The organism is Williamsia herbipolensis, from assembly GCF_036153515.1.
Taxonomy (GTDB): Bacteria; Actinomycetota; Actinomycetes; order Mycobacteriales; family Mycobacteriaceae; genus Williamsia_A; species Williamsia_A herbipolensis.
The window spans coordinates 2,960,890-2,976,608 of sequence record NZ_CP108021.1; the positions used below are offsets into that span (position 1 = coordinate 2,960,890).

Genomic DNA, 15,719 nt, shown 5'->3' on the forward strand with positions numbered 1-15,719 from the left:
CCGATCGTGACCTCACCTGCCCGATCGACGCACTCACCTGCCCGGTCGGCGGAGGGTGAGGAACAGCACCGCGGCGACGAGCACCGGGGGGAGCAGGGGTGCCGCGACGGCGGCGTGCGACACCAGCGCACCCGACGCAGAGGCGCCGGCCAGCAACGACAGCAACCCCAGGGCGGCCGACCGGTTGAGCCGACCGTCGACCACGAGATCGGTGAGCAGTCCGGTGAGCGTGCCGGTGAAATAGGTGCTCGACAGTCCCGGCACACCGACGAGGGCGAACGCGCGGGTCTGCACCCCCATCGCGCCGGCGGCGAGCACCAACGCCGCGTACGCGGTCGCACCCCCGGGGTGGGCATCCGCCGCGATCCACAGTGCGGCCACACACACCAGCGCCACGAGTTCGGCCAGGTGAAGCCACCCGAGGCGCCGAGCGGCGGAGCGATTCGACCGGGTGAACCCCGCGGCGAGTGCCACCCCGACGGCGTAGGCGAGCACGGCGACCGCCGCGTGCGACATCGCCGTGGCGTCGCCCGAACCGATGCCGACACCGATCACGACCACGTTCCCGGTGATCACGCTCGCGAACACGTGGCCGAGGCCTGTGAACACGACGACGTCGACCGCCCCGGATGCAGCACTCAGCAGGCACCCGATCAATGTCGTCGGCGGCCGCGAAACCGTGTTCATCCCCGCAACCCTAGGCAGCCCGCCGACCGGGGCGCGGGATTAGGCTCGCACGCATGAGCGCCGACGCCCTGACCGTGCTCCAGCATCAGCTGCAGGCCCGCCTGCAACTCCTGCGCGACGCGGCCCTGTGGAAGCTCGAGGGCCTCGACGAATACGACCTCCGTCGCCCGCTGACGCCCACGGGCACGAATCTGCTGGGACTGGTCAAACATCTGGCCGGGGTCGAGCTGGACTACTTCGGGGACACGTTCGGCCGCCCCATCGACATCGCCACACCGTGGCGGGGCAGCGACGACGACGCCGACCTGTGGGCCACCGCAGCCGAATCCGTCGCCGACATCGTCGCGCTGTACCGGCGGTCCTGGGCGCACGCGCAGGAGACCTTCGACGCGTCGACGCTCACCACCACCGGGACCGTACCGTGGTGGCCGCCCGAGAAGCGCGACGTCACACTCGGTCTCGTGCTGGTGCACATGATCACCGAGACGGCCCGACACGTCGGGCAGATGGACATCCTCCGCGAGGAGATCGACGGCGCCGCAGGCATGTACGAGACGAACGACAATCTGTCGCATGCCGATCAGAGCGCCCGCGACCAGTACGTGGCACGGCTGCAGAGTGTGGCCGACGCCGTGAAAGGGAGATCATGACCGATCAGATCGAACGCCCCACCGCGACACCGCCGTCGCCGGGACGTGCCCGCCAGAACGCCATCTACTCGGCTGGCGTGTTCGGCCACATCCCCTCGGTACCCGCCGATTTCGCCGAGCTGGAGCGTCGCGCGAAGCGGGCGATGGGTCCGCGGGCGTGGGCCTACATCGGGGGCGGTGCCGGCGAGGGTGCGACGATGCGCGCCAATCGTGCCGCGTTCGACGACTGGGCGATCGTCCCCCGCGTGCTGCGCGACGTCTCCCGACGCGACCTGTCCGTCGACCTCTTCGGTACCACCCTGCCCGCGCCCGTGCTGTTCTCGCCGGTGGGTGCCGGTGAACTCGCCCACCCCGACTCCGACATCCATATCGGCTCCGCCGCAGCGGAACTGGGTGTCCCGTACATCTTCTCCAACCAGGGTTGCTCGCCGATGGAGGACACCGCGGCCGCTATGGAAGCGGTGACGCCGGGGGCGCCGCGCTGGTTCCAGCTGTACTGGTCGACCGACGACGCCCTCGTCGAGTCCCTCGTGCGTCGCGCGGAGAACATGGGCGCCGAGGCGATCGTCGTCACCCTCGACACCACCATGCTGGGGTGGCGCCCGCAAGACCTGAACCTCGGATCGTTGCCGTTCGCGCGCGCCGAGGGCATCGCGCAGTACACCTCTGACCCGCGGTTCCGCGACATCGTCGCCGAGCGCATCGCGAACCCCTCGGGCGCCGCGGGACCGAAGGTCGAGCTCACCCGCGCCGCCGTGTCCACCCTGTTCTCGATGGCGCGCCACCTGCCGGGATCGCTTCTCAAGAACCTGGCGTCGCCGGTCCCCAAGCAGTCGGTGCAGACGTTCCTCGACATCTACTCGCGCCCGTCGCTCACCTGGGACGACATCGCGGGGCTGCAAAAACGGACGTCACTGCCGGTCGTGTTGAAGGGCATCCTGCACCCCGACGACGCGCGGACCGCGGTGGAGATGGGCATCGACGGCATCATCGTCTCCAATCACGGTGGGCGACAGGTCGACGGCTCGATCAGCTCTCTGCACGCGCTCCCCGACGTGGTGGCCGCTGTGGACGGGCGGGCGAAGGTGCTCATCGATTCCGGTGTCTACACCGGAGCCGACGCGTTCAAGGCGCTCGCCCTGGGGGCCGACGCCGTCTGCATCGGTCGCCCCCACATGTACGGCCTCGCGATCAACGGTCGCGACGGCGCCCGCGACGCCGTCGCCAACATCATCGCCGAGCTCGATCTCACGCTGGGGTTGTCAGGGCACACCGACGTCACCTCCCTCACCCCGGACGCACTGCGCCACATGGGTCGGCGCTGATCGCTCCTCCCCGCCGTTCAGTCGTGCGATAGTGGTCGTCGTCGGTGACCGGTTCGCGGAGGTGTGATGCCCTATTTCGAGATGATCGGGACCTCGGCGCTGCCGTACTCGGCGCTGCTGACGGGCCTGCTGATCGTGCTGGCGGTGGTCGGTGCGATCGACGTGCTCGGCCGCGACACCGTCTACATCCGCGGGCTCCCGCAGTGGGCGTGGCTGCTGATCGTGGTGGCGTTCCCCGTCGTCGGGCTGCTCGCCTGGCTGCTCATCGGTCGGCGGCGTCGCCGACGTCCGCGTCGCGCGCGGACCGACCCGGTGGCGAGTGCCTTCCCGGAGTACGACCGCAAAGGCCGCTTCGTGCCGTCCGATCCCGAGGCCGACGCGGCGTTCCTGCAGCAGTGCCGCGAGCGGGCCGAGCACCAGCGCCGGGTCGCCGAGATCGAACGTCGCCGCAGGGAGTCGGACGGTTTCTGACCGGTGGGTGGGTCGTGCTGCTATCCCAACCAGACCGAGCGCGCGCCGCTCTCGCCCACGAGGTACACCATCACGATCGCCGCGATGGCGAAGCCGACGACGATCACGGCGGCGGCCACCGACGACATCGTCACCGCGCGAGCGGGTATCGACACCTTCGAGGCGACCTTGCCCATGATCCAGTCGTTGTTCAGCGCCCAGAAGACCACGATGAACACGAACAGCGGTGCGACGACGATGATCATCTTGTCGCCGAGTTCGGTGTGATCGGCGAGATACTGGTTCGGGCCGACCTTCTTCTCCAATGACTCACCGGCGCTGGTCGTCAGCGGTGTCATGATCACCGCGACCAGCCCGACGATCGGCGCGATGATCCCGATCTTGCGTCGGGCCGCCGGCCACACCACCGCGAGGATGCCGAGTATCGCCGCCAGCGGGATCGCGACCACGGTGAGATGCACGAACAGCGGGTGGGCCGGGATGCCGTTGATGGTGTCCATCGCCTCAGCATAGGAGCCAAGAACGGCTCAGGACGCCATTGTCCGATTAGTCGACGGAGCCCTCCGGCGACCCGATCAGCCTGTCGCACAGCCACTCGACGAGATCGCCGATGACCTCGGCCCGGTTGGTCTCGTTCACGATCTCGTGTCGGGCACCGGGGTACACGTGGGTGGTCACGTCCGCCACTCCTGCATCCCGCAACCGATCGACCAACGGCGTGAACAACGCGAGACCGCCGTTCACCGGGTCCTGATCGCCGACCGCGATGTACAGCGGCAGATCCGGCCGGATCCGCGCGAGCACCGCGGGGTCGGCCAGCGGACGCGCCCCGATGAACATGGCGCGGCTCGCCTCACCGTCGAGCCCGAAGCCGCACAACGGATCTGCGACGTACGCGTCGACCGCGGCGTCGTCGCGGCTGAGCCACTCGAATCCCGTCCTCGGCTCGAACGGCGCGTTGAAGACGGCGAGGTCCAGCGGTGCGTCGAGGTCGAGTGCCGGTTCGAGGATGTCGATCGCCGCGGTGCCCGACAGCGCGACGGCGTCGAACGCGTCGCTGTGCGCGGGCAGCGCCTGCTGGGTCGCGAACGACCCCATGCTGTGCGCGAACACGCCGATGGGCAACCCGGGTTCGCGCTGTCGGATCCATCGGGCCACCTCGGCGATGTCGGCGACGAGAGCCGACCATCCGGCCTCCCCGATCTCGCCGGGCACACCCTCACCGATCCCCGCACCGTGGCCGCGTTGGTCGTATCCGTAGACGGCGACGCCCGCGGCGGTGAGCGCCGCGGCGACGTGGTCGTAGCGCAGCACGTGCTCGCCCATGCCATGGACGATCATCACGACCGCGCGTGGATCGCTCTCGGGTGCCCACCGGTACACGGGAAGCGATGTGCCGGTGCTGTCGGTGAACTCCACGGACTCTCTCACCGGACCGACGGTACAAGCCACGGTGCAGGCCGCGAGTGGTTTCTGGAGACGACCGATGAGTTCAGGCGCCGGTGTCGGTCAACCCCACCGACACCATCACATCCACGGAGGGCACCATGACCACCACAGCCACCACCCCCGCCGACACGACCACCACCACCCGCCGATCGCGCGCCCACACCATCGGAGTGGTTCTCAGCATGCTGCTCGGCGCGTTCCTGCTGTTCGACATCCTCGGCAAGCTCTTCCAACCCGAGTCCGTCGTCGAGGGCACCGAGAAGCTCGGTTTCAGCACCACACAGGCGACGGTCATGGGCATCGTGCTCGCCGGATGCCTCGTGGTGTGGGCCATCCCGCGCACCGCGGTGCTGGGCGCGATAGGGATCACCGCCTACCTCGGGGGAGCGGTCACCGCGAACTGGAACGACGACGCACCGCTGGTGAGCACCACACTGTTCGCCGTGTACTTCGGTGTCGCACTGTGGATCGCGATGGTGCTGCGTCGCCCGGCGCTCCTCGCCGTGTTCGGACTCCGCAAGAGCTGACGACACGGGCTGCTGCTGACAACGTCCCCCTGAGGGCCCACCGAGGGCAGATACCCCTCGGTGGGATCTCTCGGGGACGTTCTCGGCAGCGCTGGTCGGCTACCGGATCGAGTCGGTCTCGGCGAGGAAATCGGGCAGATCCGCGGGCAGCGTCGAGGTGAACTGCGCCGGACGCTTCTCCAGGAACGCCGCGACGCCCTCCTTGCCGTCGGCGATCGACGTGTAGTACATCGCGAGAGAGTCCACCCGGTGGGCGTCGACCGGGGAGGCGAAAGCGCTGTTGCGGTAGAGCATGTGACGCATCAGGGCGGTGGCGACCGGTGAGCGGCCGTCGACGAACCTGTGCGCCAACGCGATCGCCGCGTCGAGGAGCTCCTCGGGCGGATGGATCGAGCGCACCAGTCCGAGGTCCTTGGCCCGTTCGGCGTCGACGATGTCGGCGGTGTAGATCAGTTCGAGGGCGTTCTGCATCCCCACCACGCGCGGCAGGAACCAGCTCGAACACGCCTCCAGCACGATGCCGAGCCGCCCGAAGACGAACCCGATGCGGGCCTTCTCCGACGCCAACCGGAAGTCCATCGGGAGGGTCATCGTGGCCCCGATACCGACCGCTGCGCCGTTGATCGCGCCGATGACCGGCTTGGGGCAGCGGTAGATGGCGAGGGACACGCGGCCACCGGTGTCGCGCACGCCGCTGACGATGGCGGGGTCGTCGAAGCGGTCGTACAGATCGGCGAGCGTGGGCTGCAGGTCCTCGTCGAGCCCGAAGACGTTGCCCTCGCTGCTCAGATCCATGCCGGCGCAGAAGGCCTTGCCCTCGCCGGTCACCACGATCGCGGCAACCTCCGGATCGGCCGACGCCTCGTCGAACGCGGCCTCGAGATCGTCGGCCATCTGCACCGTGAACGCGTTGAGGTTCTCGGGGCGGGTCAGGGTGAGCACGAGGACACCGTCGGTGACCTCGTAGCGGACGGTCTCACGGTTCATCGGTGCACGGCTCCCTCGCGGTCGGATGGATCCCAACCTACGGGAGTCGGCGATGGGGCCGACGTCGTCACCGCCCGAGCACGCGATCCAGGAAACGGTCGGCGTCGGGGCGCGCGGCGACGAGGACGCCCGGGTGATCGGCGCCCGGGTACACCCGCAGCTCCAGTGGCTGGCGGTTCGCCGTGAGCTGCGCGGCCAACGACAACGCCGACGGGGCCGGGACGTTGACGTCGAGCAGCCCCTGGGCGAGGAAGATCGGTTCGCGGTAACCGCTGTCGGGCGTGCCGAGGTACGACCGCAGCGCGCCGTAGATGTTCGGGATCGACGACAGCGGCCTGGTGAACAGCGTGCGCAGATCGAGATCGCGCGCGTAGGGACGAAGCTGTGTGCCACAGGTGATCCCGGCGAGGTCGGCCAGTCGCCGCCCCAGTGGGGTGAGCAGGCTGTCGATGCGCAGATCGGGTCGTGCGTCGCGGAATCCGGCGAGGATGTAGAGCACGTATCCGTTCAGCGCGCGGGGCAGTGTCAGTGGCGGGAACTGCGGGCCGCCGAGCACGAGGGCGGACTCGATGTTGGCCGGGGCTCCGGTGGCCACGACGCCGCGGTAGTCCAGCCCGGCTCCGGCGGTGAACTCGTCGGCGCGGCGTGCGGTGTTCAGTGCGGCACCGGCACCCTCGGAGTGACCGACGGCCACCCACCTGCGTGACAAAGGCATCGGCAGCTGGTGGACCGCTCGCACCGAGTCGGCGACCGAATGGGCCGACTCGACACCGTTGAGGTAGCCGAGCAGTCCCGGGGTCCCCATTCCGGTGTAGTCGGTCGCGGTGATCACGAAACCGCGTGTGAGCCAGTGGTTCAGGTAGGCCGCGTCGGACTCCGACCGCACCTGCGCCGACGGTGCGCAGTCGTCCCCCATGCCCACGGTGCCGTGCGCCCAGGCCATCACGGGCCAACCGCCCGCGGGCGCCTGCCCGCGGGGTACGAACACCGCGCCGGTGCTGATCGCCCGCCGGCCGCGTGCGTCGGTGGTCGCGTACACCACCCGGTAGGCGCGTGCGGCCTCCCGCAACGACAGCCGCGTATCGAGGGGGCGCTCGGCGATCAGTGCACCGTCGCGGTCGGGGATCGGGCCCGAGTAGTCCCGGACGTCGAGGCCCGACCAGATCGGTGCCGGTTCGGGGGTGAGCGGCGTACCCGGCGCCGGGATCGCCGACGCCACGGGCGCGGCGAGGACCGACAGCGCCGCGACGACGATGCCGACGAGAATTGCGCGCAGCCAACGACGTCGGAGCGGGTGCGTCACCGCAGGATCCGGGCCAGGAACGGTGTCGAGTCCTTCACCGACGCGTACACCGTGCCGGAGTGATCGGTCGGGTAGTCGTGCAACTCGACGGGTTGACGGTTCGCGGTGAGCTGCGCGGCCAACGACAACGCCGAGGGCGCCGGGACGTCGACGTCGGTGAGGCCCTGTCCGAGGAAGATCGGCCGGTCGTAACCGCTCGCGGGGGTGCCGATGAACCGATGGAGCTCGTCGTAGGCGTTCGGGATCGACGACACCGGCTTGGCGAAGAAGGTGCGGAGGTCGGCTCCGGTGAGGTCCTGTCGGAGCTCCGGGTAGCAACGGACCTCGGCCTTGTCGGCGGCGGCGCGACCGCGGGCGGTGAGGATGTCGTCGACGCGCAGATCCGGTCGCGCCTCGCGGATGGCCGCGAGAATGTAGGTGGTGTACGTCGTCAGGCCGGTGGGCAACGCGAACGGCGGGAAGGTCGGACCTCCGAACTGCAGGACGGTCTCGATGTTCGCCGGCGTGCCGGTGGCGACGACCCCGCGGTAGTCGAGACCGGTGCCGCGTGTCAGTGAGGTGGCCAGTCGCGCGGCGTTCATCGCCGCACCCGCACCCTGCGACTGCCCGACGATGGCCCATCGCGCGGCGGTCGGGACCCGCAGTCCACGAAGCGCTGTCACGGAGTCGACGATGGAGTGCGCCTCGGCGACGCCGTTGAGGTAGCTCATCAGACCGGGGGTTCCCAGTCCCGCGTAGTCGGAGGCGACGATGGCGTAGCCGCGCCGCAGCCAGTGCGCGAGGTAGTCGCTGTCACGCTGGGCGCGCGGTTGCGCCGAGGGGGTGCAGTCGTCGCCGATCCCGACGGTCCCGTGCGCCCAGGCCAACACCGGCCATCCACCCCGGGGTGCGGTGCCCCGCGGGAGGAACACCGCACCGGTGCTCACGGCTGCCCTGTCGTGCTGATCGATGGTCGAGTAGAGGATCCGCGAGGCCGATCCGGCACCCGGGATCGACAGCGACGGCGCGAGGGGAGTCGACTCGATCAGCGTCCCGGCGCGCGCGGGGATCGGTCCGGAGTAGTCGCGCACGTCGAGCCCCGACCAGTTCGGTGTACCGGTGGGTGGCGGCTGGTCGGCGAGGGCCGGACCGGCGACGACGCCCGTCGACAGCACCAGCAGGAATGTCGCGATGACGGTCGCGACCACGCGCGACCCGGCAGGACGGTGGCTCATGCGGGCAACGTTAGTGCCGCGAACGTCGTGTCGGAACGTATCGAGGCGCCGGCCGCCGGTGGGGATAGTCTGACCGGCGTGTCCGAACAGCAGGGATCCGAACGCGCCGATGCCCCCCGGGGCGAGCAGGACGTACATCACGCCCACGAGGAGTTCCGGAGCCCGCACGCCCCGATGCCGATCGAGCTGCCGCTCGACGATCAGGAGGCGTCGACCGACGTCGACCTGAAGACGCAGCTCGTCCGGTTCGTGGTGACCGGCGCCGGTTCGGGTGTCCTCGATTTCGGCATCACCCTGGTGCTGCAGTACTTGCTCGGCGCGCCGTACTGGCTCGCCAAGACCGTCGGCTTCATCGCCGGGACGACGACGGCCTACCTCATCAACCGTCGATGGACCTTCCGTGCCGAACCCAGCCGTGCACGCTTCATCGCGGTGGTCGCGCTGTATCTGGTGACCTTCGCGGTGCAGGTGGGGATCTATTCGGTGTTGTCGCACGTCTGGCCCGAAGAGGTGCTGTACAGCCTGGCCGCGTTCGTCCTGGCCCAGGGCACGGCGACCGTCATCAACTTCGCTGTGCAGCGCGCCGTCATCTTCCGCATCCGCTGATCGTTAGCATCGCCAGATGGAACTCGCAGGCGCCGTCGCAGTCGTCACCGGAGCAGGCGCGGGCATCGGTGCCGCTGTCGCCCGGGCCATCGTCGACCAGGGCGGTTCGGTGGTGGTCGCCGACCTGAACGCCGAGCGCGTGCGTGCGGTCGCGGAACGTATCAACACCGACACCGGCGCAACCCGTGCGGCCGCGGTCGCCGGTGACGTGTCCGACGACGCGGTGATCGCCGAGCTCGTCGCCACCGCCGAACGCGAGTTCGGGCCGGTGGATCTCTACGTCGCCAACGCCGGTATCACCGCGGGCCTCGGGCTCGATTCCGACGACGCCGCCTGGCAGACCGCGCTCGACGTCAACGTCCTCGCCCACGTGCGCGCCGCGCGCGCCCTGGTGCCCGGCTGGGTCGAGCGTGGTCGTGGCTATTTCCTGTCGACGGCGTCGGCCGCGGGTCTGCTGACGCAGATCGGTTCGGTCACCTACTCGGTGAGCAAGCACGCCGCGGTCGGGTTCGCCGAATGGTTGCGCGTCACCTACGGCGACTCCGGTGTCGGGGTGAGCTGCCTGTGCCCGATGGGCGTGAACACCGAACTGCTCAACGCGGGCTTCTCCGGCGATCGCGACGGAGGTTCGATCGCCGCGAACGCGGTGACGAGCGCGGGCACCGTGTTGGAACCGGAGGACGTCGCGGCCGTGGTGATCGAGGCGCTGCGCGACGAGCGGTTCCTGATCCTGCCGCACCCCGAGGTGCTGACGATGTACCAGCGCAAGGGGTCGGACTACGACCGCTGGATCGCGGGCATGCAGCGCTACCAGCGCTCGCTGCGCGGCGACGCCTGACGCGCGCACGTCGAGGTCACTCGATCTCGGGCGCCGGTGTCCGCAGGGGTCGGTGGGCGACCTCGTACGCGTCGGCCTTCGACAACCCGAACATCCGCAACAGATTCGTCGCGAGCTCGTCGGCGACACGCTCGGTGTCCATGGCGGGATCGCGGGTGACGAGATGTAGGCACCCCAGCAGCGATCCCGCGGTACACGCGAGTGCCGCGGGCAGGTCGTCGATGTCGAGACGTCCGGATGCCCGTGCGGCGTCGAGGTCACGCAGCGCTCGGGGCGCCAACCCGTCGTCGCGATCGAGGTAGCTCATCCCGACGCCGACCATCGTCCGCGCCACCCGTGCGTGGGACCGATTGAGCCGCATCGTCATCCGCACGCCCGCGGCGAACACCTCAGCTGGGTCGGTGAGCCCCTCGGTGGCACTGTCGAACAGTCGGCCGTAGGTGTCGAGGGTGGTGGCGATGGCGGCGTCGAACAGCTCGGCTTTGCCCGCGAAGTGGTTGTAGAACGATCCGATCCCGACGTCGGCGAGTTCGGTGATCTCGGAGATGCTGGCGTCGGTGCCGCGGGGGCCCTCGAGCATCCGGCACGCCGCGTCGATCAGTGCTGCCCGGGTGCGCGCCTTCCGCCGATCGAGTCGGTTGGCCGGGATGTCGGGGGTGGTGTCCACCGGTGATCTCACCTCACTTCTGACGATGATTCCAAGTGTGAAGGCACTTGACTGAGGTGTCCATCAAAAGTGAGGATTTCATCAGTTTGATGGGAGATGATCATGACACAGCTTGTGGGAACCGTCCCGGCGCCGTCGGTGCACGCCGATCTGCACAGCGAGTTCGGCGCTCGTCCCGGTGATCCCGACGACCGCCATCGGTCGCCGGTGATCAAGGTGGTCGACATCGCCTGGTTGGAGTTCGAGAAGCAGAACCTCGCCGACGCGGAACGATTCGCGCGCGACTTCGGGTTCACGGTGGCGAACCGCACCGCCGACCGCCTCGAGTTGCGGGGGACCTGGGCGGGCGCGCCGTGCGTGCTGATCCGCCGCGCACGTCGATCCCGCTTCGTCGGACCGGCGTACCGCGCCGAGAGCACCGCCGACCTCACCACTCTCGCCGAGGCGACGGGCACGCGCGTGCACTCACTCGGCGACCTCGGCGGCAGCGTGGTCGACCTCGTCGACCCGTCCGGTCAGTCGGTGCGGGTGGTGGCCGACCTGTTCGACCTGCCCTCCCTCCCCGATCAGGAACCGCTCACCGTCAATGCGGGCGGGAAGGTGGCGCGGTTCAACGCGATCCAGCGCCCACCGCGGGCCCCGGCGCGGGTGCAACGCCTCGGCCACGTGGTGATCGAGTCACCCCGCTTCCGTGAGGCGTTGCACTGGTATCAGTCGGTGCTCGGGTTCATCGTGAGCGACTTCCAGTTCTTCCCCGGTCAGCGCGACCGCGGCCCGACGATGGCCTTCATGCGGTGTGACCGGGGTGCCGACGCCGCCGATCATCACACCCTCGCCATGACGCTGGGACCGCGAGCCCGCTACGTGCACAGCGCCTATCAGGTCGCCGACCTCGACGCCGTCGCCGCGGGCGGCGCGTACCTGGCCGACCGCGGGTACCACCACGCGTGGGGGATGGGCCGCCACATCCAGGGCAGCCAGATCTTCGACTACTGGCGTGATCCCGACAAGTTCATGGTCGAGCACTACGCCGACGGCGACGTCTTCGACAACAGCGTCACCGCGGGGTGGGCGCCCATGACCGCCAGCGGCCTCTCGCAGTGGGGCCCGCCGGTCACGCGCGACTTCCTCGGCGCCAACCCCGACCCCGACCTCGTGAAAGGCATCCTCAACGGCCTTCGCGACGACAACGAGTTCGACATCCACCGCCTCCTCGGCCTGTTGAAAGTTGCCCGCTCATGACAACGACGATCATCCGAACCGCCGCCGGCTGGTGGGTTGAGCGCGACGAGATCGCCGTGCCGATCACCACATCGGCCACCACCACCGGCGAACTCCTCGCCGACCGTGCCGCGATCGATGCCGCCGCCACTGCCGAGGCGGGTACGACGCAGGTGGCCGACCTCGACCTCCTCTCGCCGATCACCACGCCGTGTCGGGTCGTGGCGCAGATGGTCAACTACGCCAGCCACGCCCGTGACTCCAACATCGACCCGAGTCGGGTGCAGGCGACGTTCTTTCGGAAGGCGTCGGGATCGGTGGTCGGCCCGTACGACGACATCGTGAAGCCCGCACACGTCCGTCTGCTCGACTACGAGGTCGAGATCGGACTCGTCGCGGGCGGCGAGTTGACGGTCGGGAGCACGGTGACCGCGGATGATCTCGGCGACGTCATCGCCGGCGTCGTGATCACGAACGACGTGAGCGCCCGCGATGTCCAGTTGCCGAAAACCCAGTTCTACGAGTCGAAGTCGTACCCCACGTTCACCCCGATCGGCCCGCGACTGGTGCTCCTCGACCACGAGGAGTGGCGTCGATTCGACCAACTGCGACTGCAGCTCTGGGTCAACGGCGAACGCCGACAGGACGGCCATGTCGGTGGCGACATGATCGTCGACCCGGTCAGCGCGCTGAGGGTGCTCGCCGGTTTCCAGCGACTCGCCCCCGGCGACGTGCTGCTCACCGGAACGCCCGGGGGCACCGCCCTGTCGGCGCCGCCCAAGCCGATCGAGATGATCGGGGCACTGCTGCCCCCGCACGTGAAGTGGAAGCAGTTCTTCTCCCGCCAGGCGTCGAACCCGAAGTACCTTCACGACGGCGACGTCGTCGAGGTCCGCATCGCCACCGACGACGGATCGATCGACCTGGGCAGGCAGCGGTGCACGGTGCGATACGCATGACGACCCAGCGGGCATCGACGACCGTGGTCATCGTCGGGGCCGGTCCGGTCGGGGTGACCGCGGCGCTGTTGCTGGCCCGGCGTGGGGTCGCGACCGTCGTCCTCGAACGACACCCCGAGCCGTACGCCCTGCCGCGGGCCGTGCACCTCGACGACGACGTGTTCCGGATCCTGCAGGCCGCCGGGGTCGACGAGGCGTTCCGCACCGTGAGCAGGCCCATGCCCGGGATGCGTCTCATCGACGGCCGCGGTCGCGTGATGGCCGAGTTCGGACGCGACACCGACGACGGGCCCCAGGGATTCCCGCCGGACAGCATGTTCGACCAACCCGACCTCGAGAAGATCCTCCACGACGCGGCGAGCCGGGAGCCGCTCATCGACCTGCGCCGCGGGTGTGAGGTCGTCGACGTGGTCGAGGGGCCGACACCGACGGTCCGCCACATCGACGCCGACGGGGTCGAGACGTCCGTCGCCGGTGCGGCCGTCATCGCCTGCGACGGCGCGAACAGCCTCGTGCGTGAGAGCCTCGGGATCACCTCGACCGATCTGCGGTTCGCCGAGAAGTGGCTCGTGATCGACGTGAACACCCCACGCCCCCTCGACGTCTGGGACGGCGTGCATCAGATCTGCGACCCGGCGCGGGCGGCCACCTTCATGCCGGTCACGGGCAACCGGTATCGCTGGGAGTTCCGGGTCCACGACGGCGAGGACCTCGACGCGCTCGTCTCTGTCGAAGGTCTGCGGAACCTGTTGTCGCCGTGGATGTCCGCTGACGAGATCGACGAGTCGGAGATCCTGCGACGAGCGTTCTACACCTTCCGCGCGCGCGTGGCCGACCGGTGGCGCGCCGGTGGCATCTTCCTGGCCGGCGATGCCGCGCACCAGACGCCGCCGTTCGTCGGCCAGGGGCTCGGTTCGGGACTGCGCGACGTGGCGAACCTGACGTGGAAGCTCGCCGACGTGCTCGACGGGACCGCGCGCGGCGATCTGCTCGACACCTACGAGGTGGAGCGGCGCCCCCACGCGATCGCCGTCATCCGGATGGCGTTGGCCGTGGGTATGGCCCTGACCGGCGGGCAGGATCGCTTCGCCGGTGTGCGCCGTCTCGGCGTGGCCGCGGTGTGCCGGGTGCCGGGACTCGCCGCGGTGATGCCGGCCGTCGGGGTGCCGCCGTTGCGCCCCGGACCACTCGTGATGCCCACACCGCTTCTCCGGCGGATGCTGCTGCGCCGGGTGAACGGCTCCGCACTCCCTCAACCTGTCGTCGGATTCGCCTCCGACACCGCACGACTCGACGAACTGATCGGATCGCGCTGGGCTCTCGTGACCCGAGGCCGCGTCCCCGAGACACTCCCGGCCCGGGTCGCTGATCTCGGTGCGGTGCACATCGACACCGATCGTCTCGCCACCCATCCGGCCGGTGTCGCGTCGCCGGCACGGTGGCTGCGGCGTCATCACGCGGTCGCGGTCCTGGTGCGCCCGGACCGTGTGGTCGCCGCGAGCGCCACCGATCCCGACGGGATCGGCGATCTCCTCACCGCCCTCCGCGACATGCGGTCACCGGTACCGCGGCGCGTCGGGGTACTCGCGTGACCGCCGGCCCGGCGACGATGTCGCGTCGGAGCGCGCGACGTACCGCCCCGGCGGTCGACGTCGACCTGTACGGCCGGCAGGCGCTGGTCGACCCGCACCCGGTGTACCGCCGGATCCGCGACGCCGGCCCCCTCGTCTGGCTGCCGCGCCACCGCGTGTGGGCCATGGGTCGCTTCGACGACGTGCGCAACGCGCTGCGTGACGACGCGACCTTCCGTAGCGGACGCGGTGTCGCAGCGAACCCGGTCGCCAACCTCCTCGGCCGCAAGACGGTGCTCTCCAGTGACGACGACACACACGCGACACGGCGGCGGATCCTCATGCAGTCGTTGATGTCCCGTGCGATCCGACCCTCGCTGCCACTGTTGCGCGACGAGGCCGAGGCCACCGTGACGCGGCTGCTCCACCGCGAGTCCTTCGACGGCATCGCCGATTTCGCCACCCGACTGCCGATCTCCGCCGTGGCCGACCTCGTCGGCGTGCGGGTCGGCCACGATCAGCTCCTCACGTGGGGCGCGAGCACCTTCGACATCCTCGGTCCGGTGAACCGGCGCACCCTGGACGCCACCGCGACGGCACTGGGGCTGTACCTCTACTCGATGCGACTGCGTCGATCGCAGGTCACACCCGACGGCTGGGCGGCGACCGTGTTCGACGCGGCCGATCGCGGTGAGATCACGCGGTCCGAGGCGCGCACGATGGTCATCGATTTCGTCGCCCCCAGCCTCGACACCACCATCCTCGCCACGGGTCAGCTGCTGTGGAGCCTCGGTCGCGATCCGCAGCTCTACGCACAGCTGCGCGCAGAGCCGGACCTCATCCCCACCGCAGTGGTGGAGGCCGTGCGCATGGCCTCACCGGTCCGCGGGTTCACGCGAACGGTCGCCCGCGACACCGAGATAGGTGGGGTCCGTCTCCCCGCCGGTGAGCGCGTGGTCCTGCTCTACGCGGCGGCGAATTTCGACGAGCGCCACTTCGACCGACCCGAGACATTCTCGCTGCACCGCCGGGGCAGCAACCTCGGGTGGGGTCACGGCATGCACACCTGCGTCGGGATGCAGTTGTCGAAGCTGGAGATGCAGACCCTCCTCGAGGTCATGATCGCCCGGGTCAGCACCATCGAGGTGTCCGACCCACAGCCGCTGACCAACAACTGCTTGCAGGGTTTCGCCTCGTTCCGCGCGTCGATCACCTGACCTCCCCCAGGTCGGTCTTCCCTGACC

Annotated in this window: 17 protein-coding genes; 10 read left to right on the plus strand and 7 right to left on the minus strand. The window is 69.6% G+C overall.

The genetic code is table 11. The features are described 5' to 3' along the window. Window positions 1–33: 33 nt before the first annotated feature. Complete coding sequence (locus OG579_RS13400; protein ID WP_328856323.1) at window positions 34–687, minus strand: YoaK family protein; 654 nt, start codon at window positions 685–687, stop codon at window positions 34–36. Window positions 688–740: 53 nt separating this feature from the next. Here OG579_RS13400 and OG579_RS13405 point away from each other — a divergent pair, with 53 nt between their 5' ends. The 3 genes from OG579_RS13405 (at window position 741) to OG579_RS13415 (ending at window position 3,133) form a co-directional block, all read left to right on the plus strand. Then, window positions 741–1,337, plus strand: coding sequence for a DinB family protein (locus OG579_RS13405; protein ID WP_328856324.1), 597 nt, complete (start codon window positions 741–743; stop codon window positions 1,335–1,337). Next, window positions 1,334–2,662, plus strand: a complete 1,329-nt coding sequence (locus OG579_RS13410; protein ID WP_328856325.1) for an alpha-hydroxy-acid oxidizing protein — start codon at window positions 1,334–1,336, stop codon at window positions 2,660–2,662. Before OG579_RS13405 ends, OG579_RS13410 begins: the two co-directional genes overlap by 4 nt. Window positions 2,663–2,728: 66 nt before the next feature. After that, window positions 2,729–3,133, plus strand: coding sequence for a PLD nuclease N-terminal domain-containing protein (locus tag OG579_RS13415; RefSeq protein ID WP_328856326.1), 405 nt, complete (start codon window positions 2,729–2,731; stop codon window positions 3,131–3,133). Window positions 3,134–3,153: 20 nt separating this feature from the next. On the opposite strand, the gene OG579_RS13420 is transcribed toward OG579_RS13415, so the two are convergent. Further along, on the minus strand, window positions 3,154–3,633 hold the full coding sequence (locus OG579_RS13420) for a DUF2231 domain-containing protein (RefSeq protein ID WP_328856327.1): 480 nt from the start codon (window positions 3,631–3,633) through the stop codon (window positions 3,154–3,156). A 46-nt stretch (window positions 3,634–3,679) separates the two neighbouring features. Continuing rightward, window positions 3,680–4,564, minus strand: coding sequence for an alpha/beta hydrolase (locus OG579_RS13425; protein WP_328856328.1), 885 nt, complete (start codon window positions 4,562–4,564; stop codon window positions 3,680–3,682). Window positions 4,565–4,680: 116 nt separating this feature from the next. Between OG579_RS13425 and OG579_RS13430 the strand changes: the two genes are divergently transcribed. Continuing rightward, window positions 4,681–5,109, plus strand: coding sequence for a DoxX family protein (locus OG579_RS13430; protein ID WP_328856329.1), 429 nt, complete (start codon window positions 4,681–4,683; stop codon window positions 5,107–5,109). A gap of 99 nt (window positions 5,110–5,208) precedes the next feature. Here OG579_RS13430 and OG579_RS13435 read toward each other — a convergent pair whose 3' ends face one another. From OG579_RS13435 to OG579_RS13445, 3 genes are all read right to left on the minus strand, one after another. Then, on the minus strand, window positions 5,209–6,096 hold the full coding sequence (locus OG579_RS13435) for a crotonase/enoyl-CoA hydratase family protein (protein WP_055784892.1): 888 nt from the start codon (window positions 6,094–6,096) through the stop codon (window positions 5,209–5,211). Window positions 6,097–6,163: 67 nt separating this feature from the next. Then, a complete protein-coding gene (locus tag OG579_RS13440) occupies window positions 6,164–7,399 on the minus strand; it encodes an alpha/beta hydrolase family protein (protein WP_328856330.1) in 1,236 nt (411 codons plus the stop codon). Next, window positions 7,396–8,613, minus strand: a complete 1,218-nt coding sequence (locus OG579_RS13445; protein WP_328856331.1) for an alpha/beta hydrolase family protein — start codon at window positions 8,611–8,613, stop codon at window positions 7,396–7,398. Before OG579_RS13445 ends, OG579_RS13440 begins: the two co-directional genes overlap by 4 nt. A gap of 174 nt (window positions 8,614–8,787) precedes the next feature. Between OG579_RS13445 and OG579_RS13450 the strand changes: the two genes are divergently transcribed. Both OG579_RS13450 and OG579_RS13455 read left to right on the plus strand, forming a co-directional pair. Then, window positions 8,788–9,219 (plus strand): GtrA family protein, encoded by a 432-nt coding sequence (locus OG579_RS13450; protein WP_045821085.1) that lies wholly within the window; start codon window positions 8,788–8,790, stop codon window positions 9,217–9,219. 16 nt (window positions 9,220–9,235) lie between these two features. Further along, on the plus strand, window positions 9,236–10,057 hold the full coding sequence (locus tag OG579_RS13455) for an SDR family oxidoreductase (RefSeq protein WP_328856332.1): 822 nt from the start codon (window positions 9,236–9,238) through the stop codon (window positions 10,055–10,057). Window positions 10,058–10,073: 16 nt separating this feature from the next. Here the strand turns inward: OG579_RS13455 and OG579_RS13460 are convergent, their stop codons facing one another. Continuing rightward, window positions 10,074–10,724: a TetR/AcrR family transcriptional regulator gene (locus OG579_RS13460; RefSeq protein ID WP_045821087.1), complete on the minus strand. Its 651-nt coding sequence runs from the start codon at window positions 10,722–10,724 to the stop codon at window positions 10,074–10,076. 102 nt (window positions 10,725–10,826) lie between these two features. On the opposite strand from OG579_RS13460, the gene OG579_RS13465 reads away from it, so the two are divergent. The 4 genes from OG579_RS13465 to OG579_RS13480 are packed head-to-tail and all read left to right on the plus strand — an operon-like array spanning window position 10,827 to window position 15,692. Further along, window positions 10,827–11,966, plus strand: coding sequence for a VOC family protein (locus OG579_RS13465; RefSeq protein ID WP_328856333.1), 1,140 nt, complete (start codon window positions 10,827–10,829; stop codon window positions 11,964–11,966). Continuing rightward, on the plus strand, window positions 11,963–12,904 hold the full coding sequence (locus OG579_RS13470; RefSeq protein WP_328856334.1) for a fumarylacetoacetate hydrolase family protein: 942 nt from the start codon (window positions 11,963–11,965) through the stop codon (window positions 12,902–12,904). The genes OG579_RS13465 and OG579_RS13470 overlap by 4 nt, the downstream gene beginning before the upstream one ends. Continuing rightward, window positions 12,901–14,496 carry a bifunctional 3-(3-hydroxy-phenyl)propionate/3-hydroxycinnamic acid hydroxylase MhpA gene (mhpA, locus tag OG579_RS13475; protein ID WP_328856335.1) on the plus strand — a complete coding sequence of 532 codons (1,596 nt, stop codon included), beginning with the start codon at window positions 12,901–12,903 and terminating at the stop codon, window positions 14,494–14,496. The genes OG579_RS13470 and mhpA overlap by 4 nt, the downstream gene beginning before the upstream one ends. After that, on the plus strand, window positions 14,493–15,692 hold the full coding sequence (locus OG579_RS13480; protein WP_328856336.1) for a cytochrome P450: 1,200 nt from the start codon (window positions 14,493–14,495) through the stop codon (window positions 15,690–15,692). Before mhpA ends, OG579_RS13480 begins: the two co-directional genes overlap by 4 nt. Window positions 15,693–15,719: the final 27 nt, after the last annotated feature.

Coding starts and splice junctions, on each gene's coding strand:
- OG579_RS13400 (WP_328856323.1), bottom strand. CDS start 687: ATGAACACGGTTTCGCGGCCGCCGACGACATTGATCGGGTGCCTGCTG.
- OG579_RS13405 (WP_328856324.1), top strand. CDS start 741: ATGAGCGCCGACGCCCTGACCGTGCTCCAGCATCAGCTGCAGGCCCGC.
- OG579_RS13410 (WP_328856325.1), top strand. CDS start 1,334: ATGACCGATCAGATCGAACGCCCCACCGCGACACCGCCGTCGCCGGGA.
- OG579_RS13415 (WP_328856326.1), top strand. CDS start 2,729: ATGCCCTATTTCGAGATGATCGGGACCTCGGCGCTGCCGTACTCGGCG.
- OG579_RS13420 (WP_328856327.1), bottom strand. CDS start 3,633: ATGGACACCATCAACGGCATCCCGGCCCACCCGCTGTTCGTGCATCTC.
- OG579_RS13430 (WP_328856329.1), top strand. CDS start 4,681: ATGACCACCACAGCCACCACCCCCGCCGACACGACCACCACCACCCGC.
- OG579_RS13435 (WP_055784892.1), bottom strand. CDS start 6,096: ATGAACCGTGAGACCGTCCGCTACGAGGTCACCGACGGTGTCCTCGTG.
- OG579_RS13445 (WP_328856331.1), bottom strand. CDS start 8,613: ATGAGCCACCGTCCTGCCGGGTCGCGCGTGGTCGCGACCGTCATCGCG.
- OG579_RS13450 (WP_045821085.1), top strand. CDS start 8,788: ATGCCGATCGAGCTGCCGCTCGACGATCAGGAGGCGTCGACCGACGTC.
- OG579_RS13455 (WP_328856332.1), top strand. CDS start 9,236: ATGGAACTCGCAGGCGCCGTCGCAGTCGTCACCGGAGCAGGCGCGGGC.
- OG579_RS13465 (WP_328856333.1), top strand. CDS start 10,827: ATGACACAGCTTGTGGGAACCGTCCCGGCGCCGTCGGTGCACGCCGAT.
- OG579_RS13470 (WP_328856334.1), top strand. CDS start 11,963: ATGACAACGACGATCATCCGAACCGCCGCCGGCTGGTGGGTTGAGCGC.
- mhpA (WP_328856335.1), top strand. CDS start 12,901: ATGACGACCCAGCGGGCATCGACGACCGTGGTCATCGTCGGGGCCGGT.